Source organism: Tenacibaculum ascidiaceicola, from assembly GCF_047470925.1.
Taxonomy (GTDB): Bacteria; Bacteroidota; Bacteroidia; order Flavobacteriales; family Flavobacteriaceae; genus Polaribacter; species Polaribacter discolor.
The window spans coordinates 268,380-283,228 of record NZ_JAZKJP010000004.1 but is presented as its reverse complement, the minus strand read 5'-3'; the positions used below and the strand labels follow the sequence as shown (position 1 = coordinate 283,228).

At 30.3% G+C, this 14,849-nt stretch carries 14 protein-coding genes; 10 read left to right on the top strand and 4 right to left on the bottom strand.

The features are described 5' to 3' along the window. Positions 1-23: 23 nt before the first annotated feature. Positions 24-725, bottom strand: a complete 702-nt coding sequence (locus VBY68_RS03180) for a LytR/AlgR family response regulator transcription factor (protein WP_415268860.1) — start codon at positions 723-725, stop codon at positions 24-26. Further along, positions 722-1,516 carry a sensor histidine kinase gene (locus VBY68_RS03175; protein ID WP_415268859.1) on the bottom strand — a complete coding sequence of 265 codons (795 nt, stop codon included), beginning with the start codon at positions 1,514-1,516 and terminating at the stop codon, positions 722-724. The genes VBY68_RS03180 and VBY68_RS03175 overlap by 4 nt, the downstream gene beginning before the upstream one ends. Positions 1,517-1,726: 210 nt before the next feature. Between VBY68_RS03175 and VBY68_RS03170 the strand changes: the two genes are divergently transcribed. Continuing rightward, complete coding sequence (locus tag VBY68_RS03170; protein ID WP_273694467.1) at positions 1,727-2,599, top strand: ABC transporter ATP-binding protein; 873 nt, start codon at positions 1,727-1,729, stop codon at positions 2,597-2,599. Between the two features lie 13 nt (positions 2,600-2,612). Further along, complete coding sequence (locus VBY68_RS03165; protein WP_415268858.1) at positions 2,613-5,906, top strand: M1 family aminopeptidase; 3,294 nt, start codon at positions 2,613-2,615, stop codon at positions 5,904-5,906. Between the two features lie 39 nt (positions 5,907-5,945). Here VBY68_RS03165 and VBY68_RS03160 read toward each other — a convergent pair whose 3' ends face one another. Continuing rightward, positions 5,946-6,689, bottom strand: a complete 744-nt coding sequence (locus tag VBY68_RS03160; RefSeq protein ID WP_415268857.1) for a slipin family protein — start codon at positions 6,687-6,689, stop codon at positions 5,946-5,948. Positions 6,690-7,003: 314 nt separating this feature from the next. Between VBY68_RS03160 and VBY68_RS03155 the strand changes: the two genes are divergently transcribed. Further along, positions 7,004-7,159, top strand: coding sequence for a hypothetical protein (locus tag VBY68_RS03155; RefSeq protein WP_415268856.1), 156 nt, complete (start codon positions 7,004-7,006; stop codon positions 7,157-7,159). A gap of 68 nt (positions 7,160-7,227) precedes the next feature. Here VBY68_RS03155 and VBY68_RS03150 read toward each other — a convergent pair whose 3' ends face one another. Then, positions 7,228-8,235 carry a helix-turn-helix transcriptional regulator gene (locus VBY68_RS03150; RefSeq protein ID WP_415268855.1) on the bottom strand — a complete coding sequence of 336 codons (1,008 nt, stop codon included), beginning with the start codon at positions 8,233-8,235 and terminating at the stop codon, positions 7,228-7,230. Between the two features lie 150 nt (positions 8,236-8,385). On the opposite strand from VBY68_RS03150, the gene VBY68_RS03145 reads away from it, so the two are divergent. The 7 genes from VBY68_RS03145 (at position 8,386) to VBY68_RS03115 (ending at position 14,629) form a co-directional block, all read left to right on the top strand. Next, entirely contained in the window at positions 8,386-8,841 is a 456-nt protein-coding gene (locus VBY68_RS03145) for a phosphatase domain-containing protein (protein WP_415268854.1), read from the top strand. Positions 8,842-8,866: 25 nt separating this feature from the next. Beyond that, entirely contained in the window at positions 8,867-9,610 is a 744-nt protein-coding gene (locus VBY68_RS03140) for a nucleotidyltransferase domain-containing protein (protein ID WP_124588717.1), read from the top strand. 108 nt (positions 9,611-9,718) lie between these two features. Continuing rightward, positions 9,719-10,786, top strand: a complete 1,068-nt coding sequence (locus tag VBY68_RS03135) for a nucleotidyltransferase domain-containing protein (protein ID WP_415268853.1) — start codon at positions 9,719-9,721, stop codon at positions 10,784-10,786. 125 nt (positions 10,787-10,911) lie between these two features. Continuing rightward, positions 10,912-11,208, top strand: coding sequence for a phage repressor protein (locus VBY68_RS03130; RefSeq protein WP_099214383.1), 297 nt, complete (start codon positions 10,912-10,914; stop codon positions 11,206-11,208). Between the two features lie 708 nt (positions 11,209-11,916). After that, the gene (locus VBY68_RS03125; RefSeq protein ID WP_415268852.1) at positions 11,917-13,308 is read left to right on the top strand and encodes an RtcB family protein; all 1,392 of its coding nucleotides are present in this window, start codon (positions 11,917-11,919) and stop codon (positions 13,306-13,308) included. Positions 13,309-13,419: 111 nt separating this feature from the next. Further along, complete coding sequence (prfH, locus tag VBY68_RS03120) at positions 13,420-14,112, top strand: peptide chain release factor H (RefSeq protein ID WP_415268851.1); 693 nt, start codon at positions 13,420-13,422, stop codon at positions 14,110-14,112. A 1-nt stretch (position 14,113) separates the two neighbouring features. Next, on the top strand, positions 14,114-14,629 hold the full coding sequence (locus tag VBY68_RS03115) for a tetratricopeptide repeat protein (RefSeq protein ID WP_099214386.1): 516 nt from the start codon (positions 14,114-14,116) through the stop codon (positions 14,627-14,629). Positions 14,630-14,849: the final 220 nt, after the last annotated feature.

The following is a 14,849-nucleotide window of genomic DNA, read 5'->3' as shown; positions in this document are numbered from 1 at the left end:
TACAAGATTTATTTTTTAGTTATTTAACTCAACAATTTATCGATATTCATTTTGTACATTTTTCCAATAGGAATAATATGATTTCCAATAAAAATTCTATTACCTTCTATACTACTAATATACCTTTTGGTTACTGCAAATGATTTATGCACTTGTAAAAAATCATTCTCTGGAAGTAATAGTAATACATTAGATATTTTTTCTCTTACCGTAACAGTATCATTGGTAGTAACTACTTTCGTATAATTTCCAGCAGCTTCTATAAACTGAATCGTATGAAGTGTAACTTGAATGTATTTTTTATTGCTACGAAGAAAAATACTGTTGGTATTTTCAGTATTATTTTTTGGAATATTTTGTACTTGAGTTTTTTGTGGGGTACCAATAACTTTGTTTACAGCTTTTAAAAAACGTTCAAAACCAAAAGGCTTAAGTAAGTAATCAACTATGTTAAGTTCATAACCTTCAAGCGCAAACTCTTTGTACGCAGTAGTAACAATTACTTTAGGAGGAGAAGCCAATGTTTTTAAAAATTCAAATCCTTTTAGTTTTGGCATGTTTAAATCAAGGAAAATTAAATCTACTTGGTATTTATTTAAATATTCTAAAGCTTCAATTGCATCGTAACAATGCTTTTGAAGTTCCATTGTTGGTAATAAATCGCAATAGCCCTTAATAATATCGTGAGCAATATGCTCATCATCTACAATTATGTATTTAATCATACGTTTTTAATATTCAATTTGGCAGAATAAATATCGTTAGTTTTAGAAGTAGTAAGTGTATGGTTTTTAGGATACACCAATTCTAATCTTCTTTTTAAGTTTTGTAAACCGATACCTTTATCTTGATTTTCTTCCGAAGCATCAAAATTATTCTCAATTTCAAAATGTATAGCATTACTGTGAGCTGTTAAATTTAAGTGGACATACGCATTGTTTCTTAAATTTTCTACACCATGCTTAAAAGCATTCTCTAAAAGAATAATAAAAAGCAAAGGCATCACTTTATAATCATTATCTGCAACATCAATATTGAATTGAATGTCAATTGTTTTGTGATAGCGCATTTTATGAAGCTCTATATAATTTTGTAAGTATATTATTTCTTCAGAAAGTAAAACCGTGTCTTTTTCACCATCATAAACACTATAACGCATCATATCAGAAAGTTTTAAGATAAGTTCCTGCGCTTTTTTAGCATCTTTATCTACCAAACCATAAAGGTTGTTAAGCATATTAAAAAAGAAATGGGGATTAACCTGACTTTTTAGATGCATCAACTCAGTTTTTGTTTTTTCGTTTTTTAGCCGAATGATTGATTTTATTTGTTTAAACAACCAATAAAAGAAAGTAAATAATAAAACTAAAAAATAGAGTGTTATAAATTCTACAAAGCCTTCTAGTTTTCCAAAAGTATCATTAAAAACGACAATAATTATACCTATTAAAACAAGAGATATTCTATAAATACGCTTAAAAATAGCCTTTTTTCTATCCATAATTTTAAAATTCATAAGTCAATATTAGTTAAATAAAATACGCCTCACAAATTAGTTGACAAACATCTTTTCTGTAGTGATAAACGTGTAGTTGACTGTGACAAAATACTTTTATAGTCTTAAGGTACTATTTGTATCACACAACACCGTAGGTTCATCACATAACTTTTAATAGTCTAAGCTGTATGGGTAGGTTTGTTCAATATCAATTAAATACTCAATAAAATGAACAGTTTAACCATTAAAAACTTAAGTAAAACGTATGCAAATGGTGTAAAGGCATTGCAAAATGTGTCGTTAGAAATTCCTAAAGGGATGTTTGGTTTATTAGGTCCTAACGGAGCAGGAAAGTCTACTTTAATGCGAACTATTGCCACCTTACAAGATGCCGATAAAGGTTCTGTAATGCTTGACAATCTAAATGTAGCGAACGACAAGAATGCCGTGAGAAAAATACTTGGTTATTTACCCCAGCAGTTTGGAGTATATCCAAAAGTATCTGCTGAAGCCTTATTAAATCATTTAGCCGTATTAAAAGGTATTACTAATAAAAATAATAGGGTAGAACTGGTAAAAGCATTGTTGCACAAAACAAACTTGTATGAAGCTAGAAAACGAAATTTGGATGGATATTCAGGAGGAATGAAGCAACGTTTTGGTATTGCTCAGGCATTATTGAACAACCCTAAATTACTTATAGTTGATGAGCCTACTGCCGGATTAGATCCTGCCGAACGTAATAGATTTTACAACTTATTAAGTGAAGTTGGTGAAAACACGATTGTCATTTTATCAACACATATCGTAGAGGATGTTAAAGAATTGTGTACCAACATGGCCATTATTAATCAAGGGAAAGTAGCATTAAAAGGGAGTCCTTTAAAACTAATAGACAGCTTAGAAGGCAAAGTATACCAAAAAACAATACAAAAACAAGAATTAGAGGAGTATAAACAAGCGTATAACATAATTCATGAAAAGTTATTCCTAGGAAAACCAATCATAAATATTTTGAGCGAATCTGACCCTAAAAATGGGTTTACCTCTGTACCTGCCGGATTAGAAGATGTGTATTTCTCACAAATTAATAACTATTAATACAGGTAAAACTATGTGGTACGAAATATTCAAATTTGAACTAAAATATAGAGCTAAACGTCCAGAAACGTATGTGTTTTTTGTATTTCTCTTTTTGTTTTCAACCGTAGGTGTCGATTTTATTTTTCAAGGAGTAGAAATAGGGTTGATGAAAAAAAACAGTCCATTAATTATAGCGAAAACCATGGGAGCCATTACGGGAATTTTTATGATTATGGCATCTATGATAATGGGAGTTCCCATACTTCGAGATTATCAGTATAATATAGAAGCATTGTTGTTTACAAATCCTATTAAAAAGCGCGATTATTTATTAGGACGATTTGTAGGTTCTTTTACTGTATTGTTAATCATCTTTAGCGGAATACTATTCGGTATGATGGTGGGTGAGTATATGCCTTGGCATAAAGATATGCTGCCGTTTAACGCTGCTACTTATATACGATCGTTTACAATTATTGTTTTACCCATACTGTTCTTTGGAGCTTGCCTATTTTTTGTATCAGGAATGTTGAGTAGAAAATTGTTAGTTGTTTACACACAAGGTATTATTTTGTTTGTGGTCTTTTTACTAACCAAAGCGGTAACAAACGAGTTTTTACAAGCAATTTTAGACCCTTTTTCATTAACAACATTAACACAGGTAGCTAAGGACTTATCAGCTGTAGAAAGTAGTGTATTTAATATACCATTTAGCGGAGTACTGTTTTACAATAAGTTATTTTGGAGTTTATTAGGTGTAGGTATTTTACTAATTGGTTACCGTAAATTTTCATTTAGTTTAGTAACCAAAGTGCCAAAGCAAAAAAGCGTAAAAACACAAAAGAAGCCTAAAAAACATCCTAAAAATACTTATCATATTCCTAAAATAAACATCAACTATAATTTTAAAACACAGTGTATACAATTGCTAAAGCTTTCTCAATTTTATGTCAAATCACTATTAAAAGAAACATCATTTTGGGCAATTGCTATTTGTGGAATCATTATCATTTTAATTAATTCTGTGAATTTAGGAACAGTATACGATGTAGATAGTTACCCTGCAACCTATTTTATAGTAGAAGAACTACAAGAAATGTCGATGTACTTTTTCATCATCATTCTCATATTTTATTCAGGGGAACTTATTTGGAAAGAACGTGCTGTGAAGTTGAATTTGATATATGATGCTACTTCTATTTCTGATACAATTGCTTTAACCAGTAAGTTTATTGCTCTTATTGTTATTTACATAGTATTGATGTTGAGTTTGATTGCAACAGGAATCCTCTTTCAGGTAGCTAACGGATACTATCAATTTGAGCTTGATGTATATTTTTTCGGATTCTTTGTAGAAATATTACCTTTTTTAATTCTGTACACTTTTGTAGCCTTTTTCTTCCAAGCAATTAGTAATAACAAGTTTGTGGGTATCTTTTTAGTACTCCTGTTCTTCATCGCAAATATTGCCTCAGAACATGTAGGATTTCAGCATAGCTTATACAAGTTTGGAGGAAAAACTTTAGGAACGTATTCTGAAATGAATGGTTACGGACACTTTTTACAACCTTATTTATGGATTAAAACATATTGGTTTCTATTTGGTAGCCTACTATTACTCATAAGTTCACTATTAATAACAAGAGGTTCGGGAACGACCCTTATAAAACGTGTAAAAGCCTTAAAAATCCGTATAACCAAGCCTTTGATACGATACGTAATGATTACAAGTATGTTTTTTATAGGTATAGGAAGTTATATATTTTACAACACAAACATTCTTAATGATTATTGGACAAATGCTGAAGAAACAGCCTTTAGAGTTAACTACGAAAAGACGTTAAAACCTTTTGAATACCTTCCACAACCAAAGATTACATCAGTAAATTTAAAAGTAGAACTATATCCTAATAGGAGAGCTTATGAAGTTGAAGGTTATTATATGTTGAAAAATACGTTTGATAAACCTATCAATGAAATTCATATTCAAAAACTGATCGCATCTCATGTACAGCTAGACTCTCTAGGTTTTGAAGGAATTACGACAGAAAAGACACAGTACAATCCATTTGAATATACCGTTTACACCTTATCTAAAGAGTTACAACCTAACGATTCTATACAGATGAGTTTCAAACAAACCTATAAACCAAAAGGATTTACCGATGAAAACATAAAAACTCATATAGTGAACAACGGAACGTTTTTTAACAATGAGGAATTTCCCACAATCGGTTACAATAGAAAGTATGAACTTCGAGATACCGACGAACGAGCAAAATTTCAGCTAAAACCAAGATTGAATAAGGTTAGAAGGGAAGATACACATGAACTTGTAAATGCACGTTCAGGAAGTGATTCTAACGGAATACATTTCGAAATGATTATAGGTACAGCTTCAGATCAAACAGCGGTGGTTCCAGGGAACTTAATTAAACAATGGAAAGAAGGAAAACGTAACTATTTTCATTATAAAATGAACCAGCCAATGATTAATTTTTATAGCGTTGTTTCCGCAAGATATGTTACTTTAAAGGATAAGTGGATTTCTAAAGACAAAACAGTCGATTTGGAAATTTACTATCACAATAAACACGATTATAATCTAGATAGAATGATACATTCTATGAAAAAGTCGCTTGATTATTTTAGTACTCATTTCAGTCCGTATCAGTATAAGCAATTACGTATTATGGAGTTTCCTAGGTATGCAGAATTTGCACAATCTTTTCCAGGTACTATTCCGTTTTCTGAAGCAATTGGTTTTGTGTTGGATATTGACGACAAAAAAGATGTAGACATGGCTTTTTATGTAACAGCGCATGAAGTAGCGCATCAATGGTGGGGAATGCAAGTAGAAGCAGCCAATGTACAAGGAAAACATATGATTTTAGAAACCTTAGCACAATATGCAGCTTTAATGGTGTTAAAAAACAATTATCCGAAGGAAAAAGTAACACAGTTTTTAGCATGTCAAGAAGAAACCTATAATAGAGAGCGAAAGAAAACTAAAATGCCAGAACCTTCTTTAGCATTGGTAGGAAATCAAGACTATGTGTATTACAATAAAGGTGCTTTGGCAATGTATATATTACAAGATAAAATAGGAGAGGATAAGGTGAATTTGGCATTACAACGATTTATTGAAGATTGGAATACCTACAACGGAAAAATAAAAACAACGACGAAGAGATATGCTACAACAAAGGATTTATTACACTATTTAAAAGAAGTAACTCCTAGTTCGTTGCAATACCTTATTCACGATTTATTTGAAACTGTAAATAGCAAAGAAATTATTCTAGATACAACTATAAATAAGTAACATAAATGAATAAAGTCTAGATAGACCAAACTTTTGAGTCTATTTAGACTTCTTTTTTTTAGTTGGTAATACTTCCTCAGGAAAAGGGAATAAAATTGTTGAGTTTTTCTCCGCTGCTATATTTGATAGTGTTTGATATAAACGTAGTTTAATAGCAGAAGGAGATTGATCTATAAGTTTACCAGCTTCTAAAAGTTTAGAAGCAGCCTGTTCTTCAGCCAACGCAAGAATAATACGTGCTCTTCTAGAACGTTCAGCCTCAGCTTGATTTGCCATCATACGACGCATATTTTCAGGTAATTGAATATCCTTTATTTTAACATCATTTATTTCAATTCCCCATTCTTTAGTTTCCAACTCTACAATCTCTTTAATATTTTTTCCCATTTCTTCTCGTTTGGAAAGTATGGTGTCTAATTCTACCTTACCGCAAACATCCCTAAGTGCTGCTTGTGCCAATTGTGTAATGGCAAACTTGTATTCTTCTACCTCTAAAACAGCGCGCTCTGGGTCATAAATTTTAAAGAAAACAACCCCATCAATACTACAAGGCACATTATCCTCGGTCATTACTTCTTGAGAATCTATATTAAAAGTAATCACCCGAATATCAACAATCTGAATGGTTTCAATAAATGGAATAATCCATCTAAAACCAGGATTTAAAGTTTTAATGTATTTACCAAATCTAAATTTGATAGCTCTTTTATATTCAAAAATTATACGAATTCCGGCAAGTAGAAATATACCTAAAATGCCGAAAAGGATTGTAAATCTGTTCATGGCTATAGTATTATAAATGTTACGGTATGCTTAAAGAAAAAGTCAATAAAACAAAGAGGGTAGAGTTATTACTTTTGATATTTCAAGTTACACTTACTTAATAAGTGCAATAACATGATCCTCATAAATTTACGAATTTTTAAGAGTAAATAAAAACATAATAGCTTTTATGTTTTGTAAATCAATGTATTAACTAAATAGTATTATAAACTCTATAAATAAAAAATTATGGTTTTACCATAACTCTATTATGGTTTTTAACTCTTCTTATTATTTGTAGTTATTTAAATTTGAAGAACTTAAAACTTTATATGATGTTAAAAAAGATTACAAATTTAGGTACTTCCCTAAACAAAACAGAACAAAAAGCTATTAACGGAGGTGGAGGAATTACAGAATGTGAATTCAGTGCAGACCCTAGTACCGATTGGTGTTGCCATTTACCAGGTGGTTGTCCTTCTGGTAATTAACAATACTAAATAATATAAGCGGATTAATAGTCCGCTTTTTTGTTGTGCAAAAAGAATAAAAACTACATCTACTTTTTAATAGTGTATCTGTTTAGAGAGTCTTCAAGTTTCTGAATCATTCTATTTCTAAGCTTTTCAGGTTTTAACACTTCTATGCTATTACCAAAACCCAAAATTAAACGTTCCAATTCATAATTAGGAATTACTAAAATATTAAAGATAGCCCCGTCATCTGTATATTTTATTAGCCTTTGAGATTTATGAAAAGGTTTTGTAATAACATAAGGAGTATTTGATTTATCTACCCAAAAAGCAATACGTTGTGGTTTAGTGTTTGAAACTGTTACACCAACAACATCTTTATAATAAACATCACCATTAATAGCTTTATCTATATATGTTGTGTTTTCAACTTCCTCTACAGAATTTATACGATCTAAAGCTAAAGTTGTTTCTTTACCTTTTACAAGTGCCAATAAAAACCACCTATTATTAAACTCCTTTAATAATTGTGGATGCAAGGTTATTGTACTAGCTTTTTCTGCTTTAAAAGACTGATAATTTATCTTTAATACTTTTTTTTCCTGTATAGCATTGTATAAAGGATCTATAAAAGACAAACCTTTTAGCTGTTCGTTTTTATCTAAATGAATAATAGCCCTATTGTTTTTTTGAGAAGAGTATACTGAATCTTCTAAACGTTGTAGCACTCCATCCATTTCTTTGAATAAAGAAAAGTCTTTAAACTGACGTAATACTTGAATAGCATCATTCATCACTTTCACATCGTTTTCAGTCACAGGAATATTCATAATAGAATACCCTTCTTCAGCATAACGGTAATATTTACGTTGATAGACTTCAATTGGAGCATTATACCCTAATTTATCACTACGCATCAATTGAATATCTAACTGAACCGTTCTCTTACTTACATAAATATCTTTTCCTTCGTATTCGTACAAAGCATCAGAACAAGCATCAATTAAATCATTCAAAGTCCAAGTACGCATTGTATTTCGAAGGCATTGATCAATTGTTTTGTATCGAATTAGGGCGTTTTTATTAAAAGCCATTTTATAATTTTTTAGTAAAAATGATAAATTCTTTTTTAGTACGCAAAAAGATTGCGCAATACAGTAAAATATTTGCAGTGTGATTAAGAAAAAGAGGTCGTTTAAGTGGGAAAATTGCTATGAACATAAAAATATTTAAAACGCATAAAAATGAAAAAACTAAAAAATGAATATAGAAATCAAGATGAAGCTTTACCAAAAGCTATTATTTGTGATTTAGACGGAACTTTATCTTTGATAAATAACAGAAGTCCTTTTGATGGAAGTAGGTGTGAACAAGATTTACCTAATGTACCTATTGTTAGTTTAGTAAAGAATTACCAACAATTAGGATATAAAATACTTCTTTTATCAGGTAGAGAAGCTAAATATCAACCAGAAACAGAGTCTTGGTTAAAAAAGCACGAAATAGTTTATGATGCACTATGGATGCGTAAATCAAGAGACAATAGGAAAGATGCGATTATTAAAGAAGAGGTATTTAAAAGAAAAATAGAGCATAAGTACTTTATTGAGTTTGTTTTAGATGATAGAAATCAGGTGGTTGATTTATGGAGAAAAGAATTAAAACTACCTTGCCTACAAGTATTTTATGGTGATTTTTAAAAGATATAAACATAAGTTATAAAAAATGAGAAGAAAAATATTAGACAAATTAATCGAATTAGAGCACGAAAAGGAGATAGAGATCTTAGTAGCGATAGAGTCAGGAAGTAGAGCTTGGGGATTTGCTTCTCCAGATTCAGATTATGATATTCGGTTTGTGTATAAGCACCAAAAGAATTGGTATTTAAGTTTGTGGGAACAAAGGAATTCTATTGAGTTTATGACTGAAGACGATTTAGACGGATCTGGGTGGGATATTAAAAAAGCACTCCTTTTGTTAGCTAAATCAAATGCTTCATTAACAGAGTGGTTATTTTCACCAATAGTATACAAAGCTGATTCAGTATTTCTAGAAGAAATAAAAAAGTTAGCAAAAAATAATTTTAACCCTATTGCAGGATTTCATCACTATCATTCTATGAGTAAAAGTTTTGAAGAAGCTTTAGCTACTGATAAAATGACCTTGAAAAGTTTCTTTTATACAATTCGTACGGCATTTTGTGCTAATTGGATTATAAAAAAAGGGACAATTCCACCAGTACTTTTTAAGGATTTATATGAGTTAATTGAAATGAAATATCATACAATGATTAATGATTTAATTCAGTTAAAAAGTGAACGAGTAGAGAAGTTTGAAGAAAGAGTTCCGAATCAGTTAATTCTACTAGTAAAGAATATTATAGAGGAAAATAACATATTGAGAAGTAAATTAGTTAATAAGAAAGCAAATCATCAAAAGTTCAATAAATTCTTTCTGGAAAACTTGTAAGTAAAGTATTTGCTTAAGTGACTTTGTGAAGTAAGGTTCGTAAAAATAAGATAGAGAGAACGAGAAAATTTATTCTCTAAATGAGCTCATTATTAAATTCAAAATAAAATGACACTAGAAGAATTAAAAAAATCAGATAATATCATATTTGAATGTATTGGAGGAAGTAGAGCTTATGGTTTAAACACAGCAACTTCAGATACTGATATCAGAGGAGTATTTGTGTTACCTAAAGAAAAATTCTATTCATTAGATTATATTGGACAAATAAACAATGAGACGAATGATATTGTATACTATGAGTTAAGGAAATTTATAGAACTTTGTTTAAAAAACAACCCTAATATTCTAGAATTATTAGATATTCCAGAGCATTGTATTCTAAAAAAGCACCCAATTTTTGACGAAATAAAGTCAGATTTATTTCTATCAAAATTGTGCAAGAATACATTTGCTAATTATGCTTTCACTCAGATTAAAAAGGCTAGGGGGTTAAATAAAAAGATTGTAAACCCAATGGAAAAAGAACGAAAAAGTGTTGAGGATTTTTGTTTAGTTCGGAAAGAAAAGGAATCTATACCTCTTAAAATCTTTTTAGAAAAATTCAATTTTAAAAAGAATCATTGCGGATTAGCAAAAATTCCAAATATTAAGAATTGCTTCAACCTTTTTTACAATGAGAAATTAAATTACAAGGGAATTACTAACCATAATGCTAACGAAGTTTGCTTGAGTTCAATTCCGAAAGAAGAACAACCAATAGCACTATTATATTTTAATAAAGAAGGATATTCATCGTATTGTAGAAAATACAAAGAATATTGGGATTGGGTGTCCAAGAGAAATGAAGAACGTTATAAAGGTAATCTATCTCACAATAAAAACTATGATGCAAAAAATCTAATGCATACGTTTCGCTTATTACATATGGTAAAAGAAATAGGAGAAAAAGGAAGTATTAATGTTAGAAGAAATGATCGAGATTATTTACTATCCATAAAAAATGCAGAATTCGAGTATGACGAATTGGTAGAAAAGGCAGAGTTTATGAAGTCAGAATTAGAAGTTATTTATGAGAATTCAGATTTACCTGACAAGCCAGATAAAAGAGAAGTAAACAAGTTATTAGTAGAATTAAGAAATAAGTTTTATAAAAAAATGATTAGATTAATTTAAAATCAATCTAATAGGTAAAATCAACTAAAAATATCATATTTGCAGCAGTTCATTGAAATGGCTTAGAAATTTTATGAGATATGTAAGGCAATAGTGTTTTACATAATTTATAAAATATAATACTAATGAATTGGAAAATTCAAAAATTAAATAATGGAGAAACCATTATTTCAAAAGAGCCAGGTAATTCTATGTTGCCTATTTTAAAATCTAAACAACCTGTAAAACTAAAACCAATAAACTGGGAAGATTGTAAGGTTGGCGATATTGTGTATTGCAAAGTTCGTGGAAACTGTTTTACGCACCTTGTAAAAGGAAAAAACAATAAAAGAGGTTTGCTAATAGGAAATAATCATGGAAGAATAAACGGATGGACTAAGAATGTATATGGAATAGTAGTAGAGATATTACCAATGCCATAGGCATTTTAAGAAAGAAAAAAAGAGAATGAAGGTTCTCACATATTTTATAAATTAATTAAACGAAATTTTAACCTATGCTAATGCAATTCATACACATATCGGACGCTCAAAAGCGATTTTTATGGAGTTATCAATAAGGTTATTGTAGTATAAAATCACTAAAAGCGTCCAAATTTTATAATTTGGACGCTTTTTTTATATAAAATTTCAAGTCTTTGAAATCAACATGTAAAATGCTACATAGCTTACAACCAAGAGATTACTAATCTGAAGAAATTCGGACAGGACACTTATATGTCTAAACCAGTATAAGAACTTGATTTTCAGTAAAATAAAATCATTTTAAACTTGTGTAATTCAAAAAAGGCTCACATCTTTGCACCAGTAATTTTTATACAGAGCGCAGTTCAAGTATAAACATACTAAACAACAAAATAATAATTTTTAAAAACGAAGTAAACATGTTCAAATATCAATTAAACATAAGTACAGTAAAAGAACCAGGTTCTTTTGTACACATGCTTCGCGATTTTCTTCATACATAGAGATAACAAGAATTTATAGATGAAAAATCCGAAGCCTCAATAACGTTTCGGATTTTTTTATGCTACACATTTCCGTATAGTTTTCAATTTCCGAAGCAAAGAGAAAAATATTGATACAAAGCACTAATTAGAAAATTGGTGCCCAACCTTATAATGTCTCAACATGGGAAATAAACTAAAAGGAAAAGACCTAATCAAATTAGGCTTTCCAAAAAACAATAGTATAAATATTGCCTTAGGGCAAATTAACCGATATAGAAAAAAAGAAAAGAAAGAACGCATTTTAGAAGAAGCAAAACAAGTACTGCTTTATCCAGAAAAATATCAAGGAAATGCTATTTGGGGTAAAGTTGCTGAAGGTTTAACCAAGCCTGTTGAAATTAAAATGCATCAGTTAAGAAATACAAGAGTTCCGTTTTCAATTTATGGAGAAAATGAAATTGATGAACAAGCTAAGTTTCAGTTATACGATGCTTTAAAATTACCTATAGCAGTACAAGGAGCTTTAATGCCAGATGCACATTCAGGGTACGGATTACCTATAGGTGGAGTGCTTGCTACAGAAAATGCAGTAATTCCGTATGGTGTAGGAGTAGATATTGGCTGTAGAATGGCATTGAGTATTTTTCCGATGAAAGCTTCTTATTTAAAAGGTAAGCAACATCAATTAGAAAATATATTGAAAGAGCATACCAAGTTTGGAATGTATGAAACACATGATAAAAAGCAAGATCATGAAATTTTTGAACGTAGTGAATTTCAAGATATTCCTTTACTAAAACGGTTAAAAGTAAAAGCATATAATCAATTAGGAACCTCAGGAGGTGGAAATCACTTTGTAGAGTTCGGAGAGGTAACCATAACAGATGAAGACAATGAATTTAATGTACCTGTAGGGGAATATGTGGGCTTATTAACGCATAGTGGATCACGTGGATTGGGAGCAAACATTGCAAAACACTATACCTATTTAGCAAGTAAACAATGTCCGTTACCTAAAAACGTACAACATTTAGCATGGTTAGATTTAAATACGCACGACGGACAAGAATATTGGTTAGCAATGAATTTAGCAGGTGATTATGCAAAAGCATGCCATGATAATATTCACCAACGAATAGCAAAATTATTAGGTGTGAAACCATTAACTATGGTTGAAAATCATCACAATTTTGCGTGGAAAGAACAAGTAAATGGAATTGAGCGTATTGTACATAGAAAAGGAGCAACACCCGCTAATAAAGGAGCATTAGGTATAATTCCGGGATCTATGACTGCACCAGGATACATTGTTAGAGGTTTAGGAAACCAAGAGAGTTTACAATCGGCATCACACGGAGCAGGAAGAAAACATTCAAGAAGAAAGTGTAAAGAGAAATTTACCAAAAGTGATATTAAGCATCAGTTAAAAATGAATGAAGTTACGCTCATTGGAGGTGGAGTAGATGAAGCTCCAATGGCCTATAAAAATATCAAAAAAGTAATGGCAAACCAGCAAGAATTAGTTGAAGTATTAGGAACCTTTACTCCGAAAATTGTACGAATGGATAAGTAAAACAACAATTGTCATTACGATGAAGGAAACAGAATGAAATAATGAAGTAATCTGCCTATTGATTAACAGATTACTTCGTTTTACTCGTAATGATATGAATAGAAAATTAAAATGGACATAAAAATAATACAATTTACAGCGGGTCGTGGACCTTCAGAATGCTGCTGGGTAGTAGCAAAAGTGCTAAAAGCATTTATAAAAGCTGTAGTAGAACATAAGATAATGTATGACATTCTTCATAAAGAAAATGGAATAGAGAATGGAACCATACAATCAGTAAGTGTTCAATTAAAAGGAAATAACCTGTCTTTATTTTTAAAAGATTGGATGGGCACTATTCAATGGATAGGAAAATCAACCTTTAGAAAATACCATAAACGTAAAAATTGGTTTATTGGTTGTTTTGAATTGGAATATAATAATGAGTTAACCATACAAGAAAAAGACATCGAGTTTCAGGCAATTAGAAGTTCTGGACCTGGTGGACAACATGTAAATAAAGTAAGTTCTGCTGTACGAGCAAAACATAGCACAACAAGAATTCAAGTATTGGTTTCAGAAAGTCGTTCACAGCATCAGAATAAAAAAATAGCTGTACAACGTTTAAAAACCTTGATAGGAAATCATAATATAAATCAATTACAAAACACCATAAAACAAGAGTGGGAAAACCATTTAGACTTAGAAAGAGGAAATCCAGTAAAAGTATTTGTAGGAACTGATTTTAAAGTTAAAAACAACAAAAAAAGATTTAAAACAACACGTAATCAATTAAAAAGCGATTTGCGTAAACAATTATATTAAGATGAAAACATTAGCAAATAATTACATATTTAAAGCATTAGATGCTTTTCCTTATGAATTAGAAGAAACAATGGAGGCATTAACATATGCTTTGGCGTATGAAGAAAAAAATGTAGTAGCGTTGTGCTTAATGGGACGCATTTACGCAGAACACTTAGGTGATTTTGAAAAAGCAAAACTGTATTATACAGAGGCTTTAGCAGAAAACATGTATGCTTTTAACGTATATCCGCATTATATCAATGTGTTATTATGGAATGAAGACTATGAAGAAGCTGAACGATTCATCGATTTTGCATTAACCGTAAAAGGTTCCGACAAAGCAATTTTATATATTGGAAAAGCCCAATTATATGAACAGAAAGAAGCGTATAAAAAATCATTACAAACTTTAAACCTTGCTAAAAAGCACACGTATAATAGTGACTATATGCGAACTGTAAGAGAACATATAGAACGTGTAAAGGATAAGCTTCCTAAGAAAAAGAAGAAAAAAAGTAAGAAAAAGCAAGAATAATTTTTAGTACGTAAAAACATTGCGCAATACTGTGTAATATTTGCAGTGTAATTATGAAAAAGATATTTGAAGAGAGGTAAAATGCTAAGAAAACCTCATTATAACAAAGGGTATAGTGAAGTGGCTATAAAAGTTCATTTACATATTATAAATAAAAATATCAAGCAAGTCTTGTTGCGTGTTTCTATATAGCACCATTGTATACATTCTTACAGTAAAT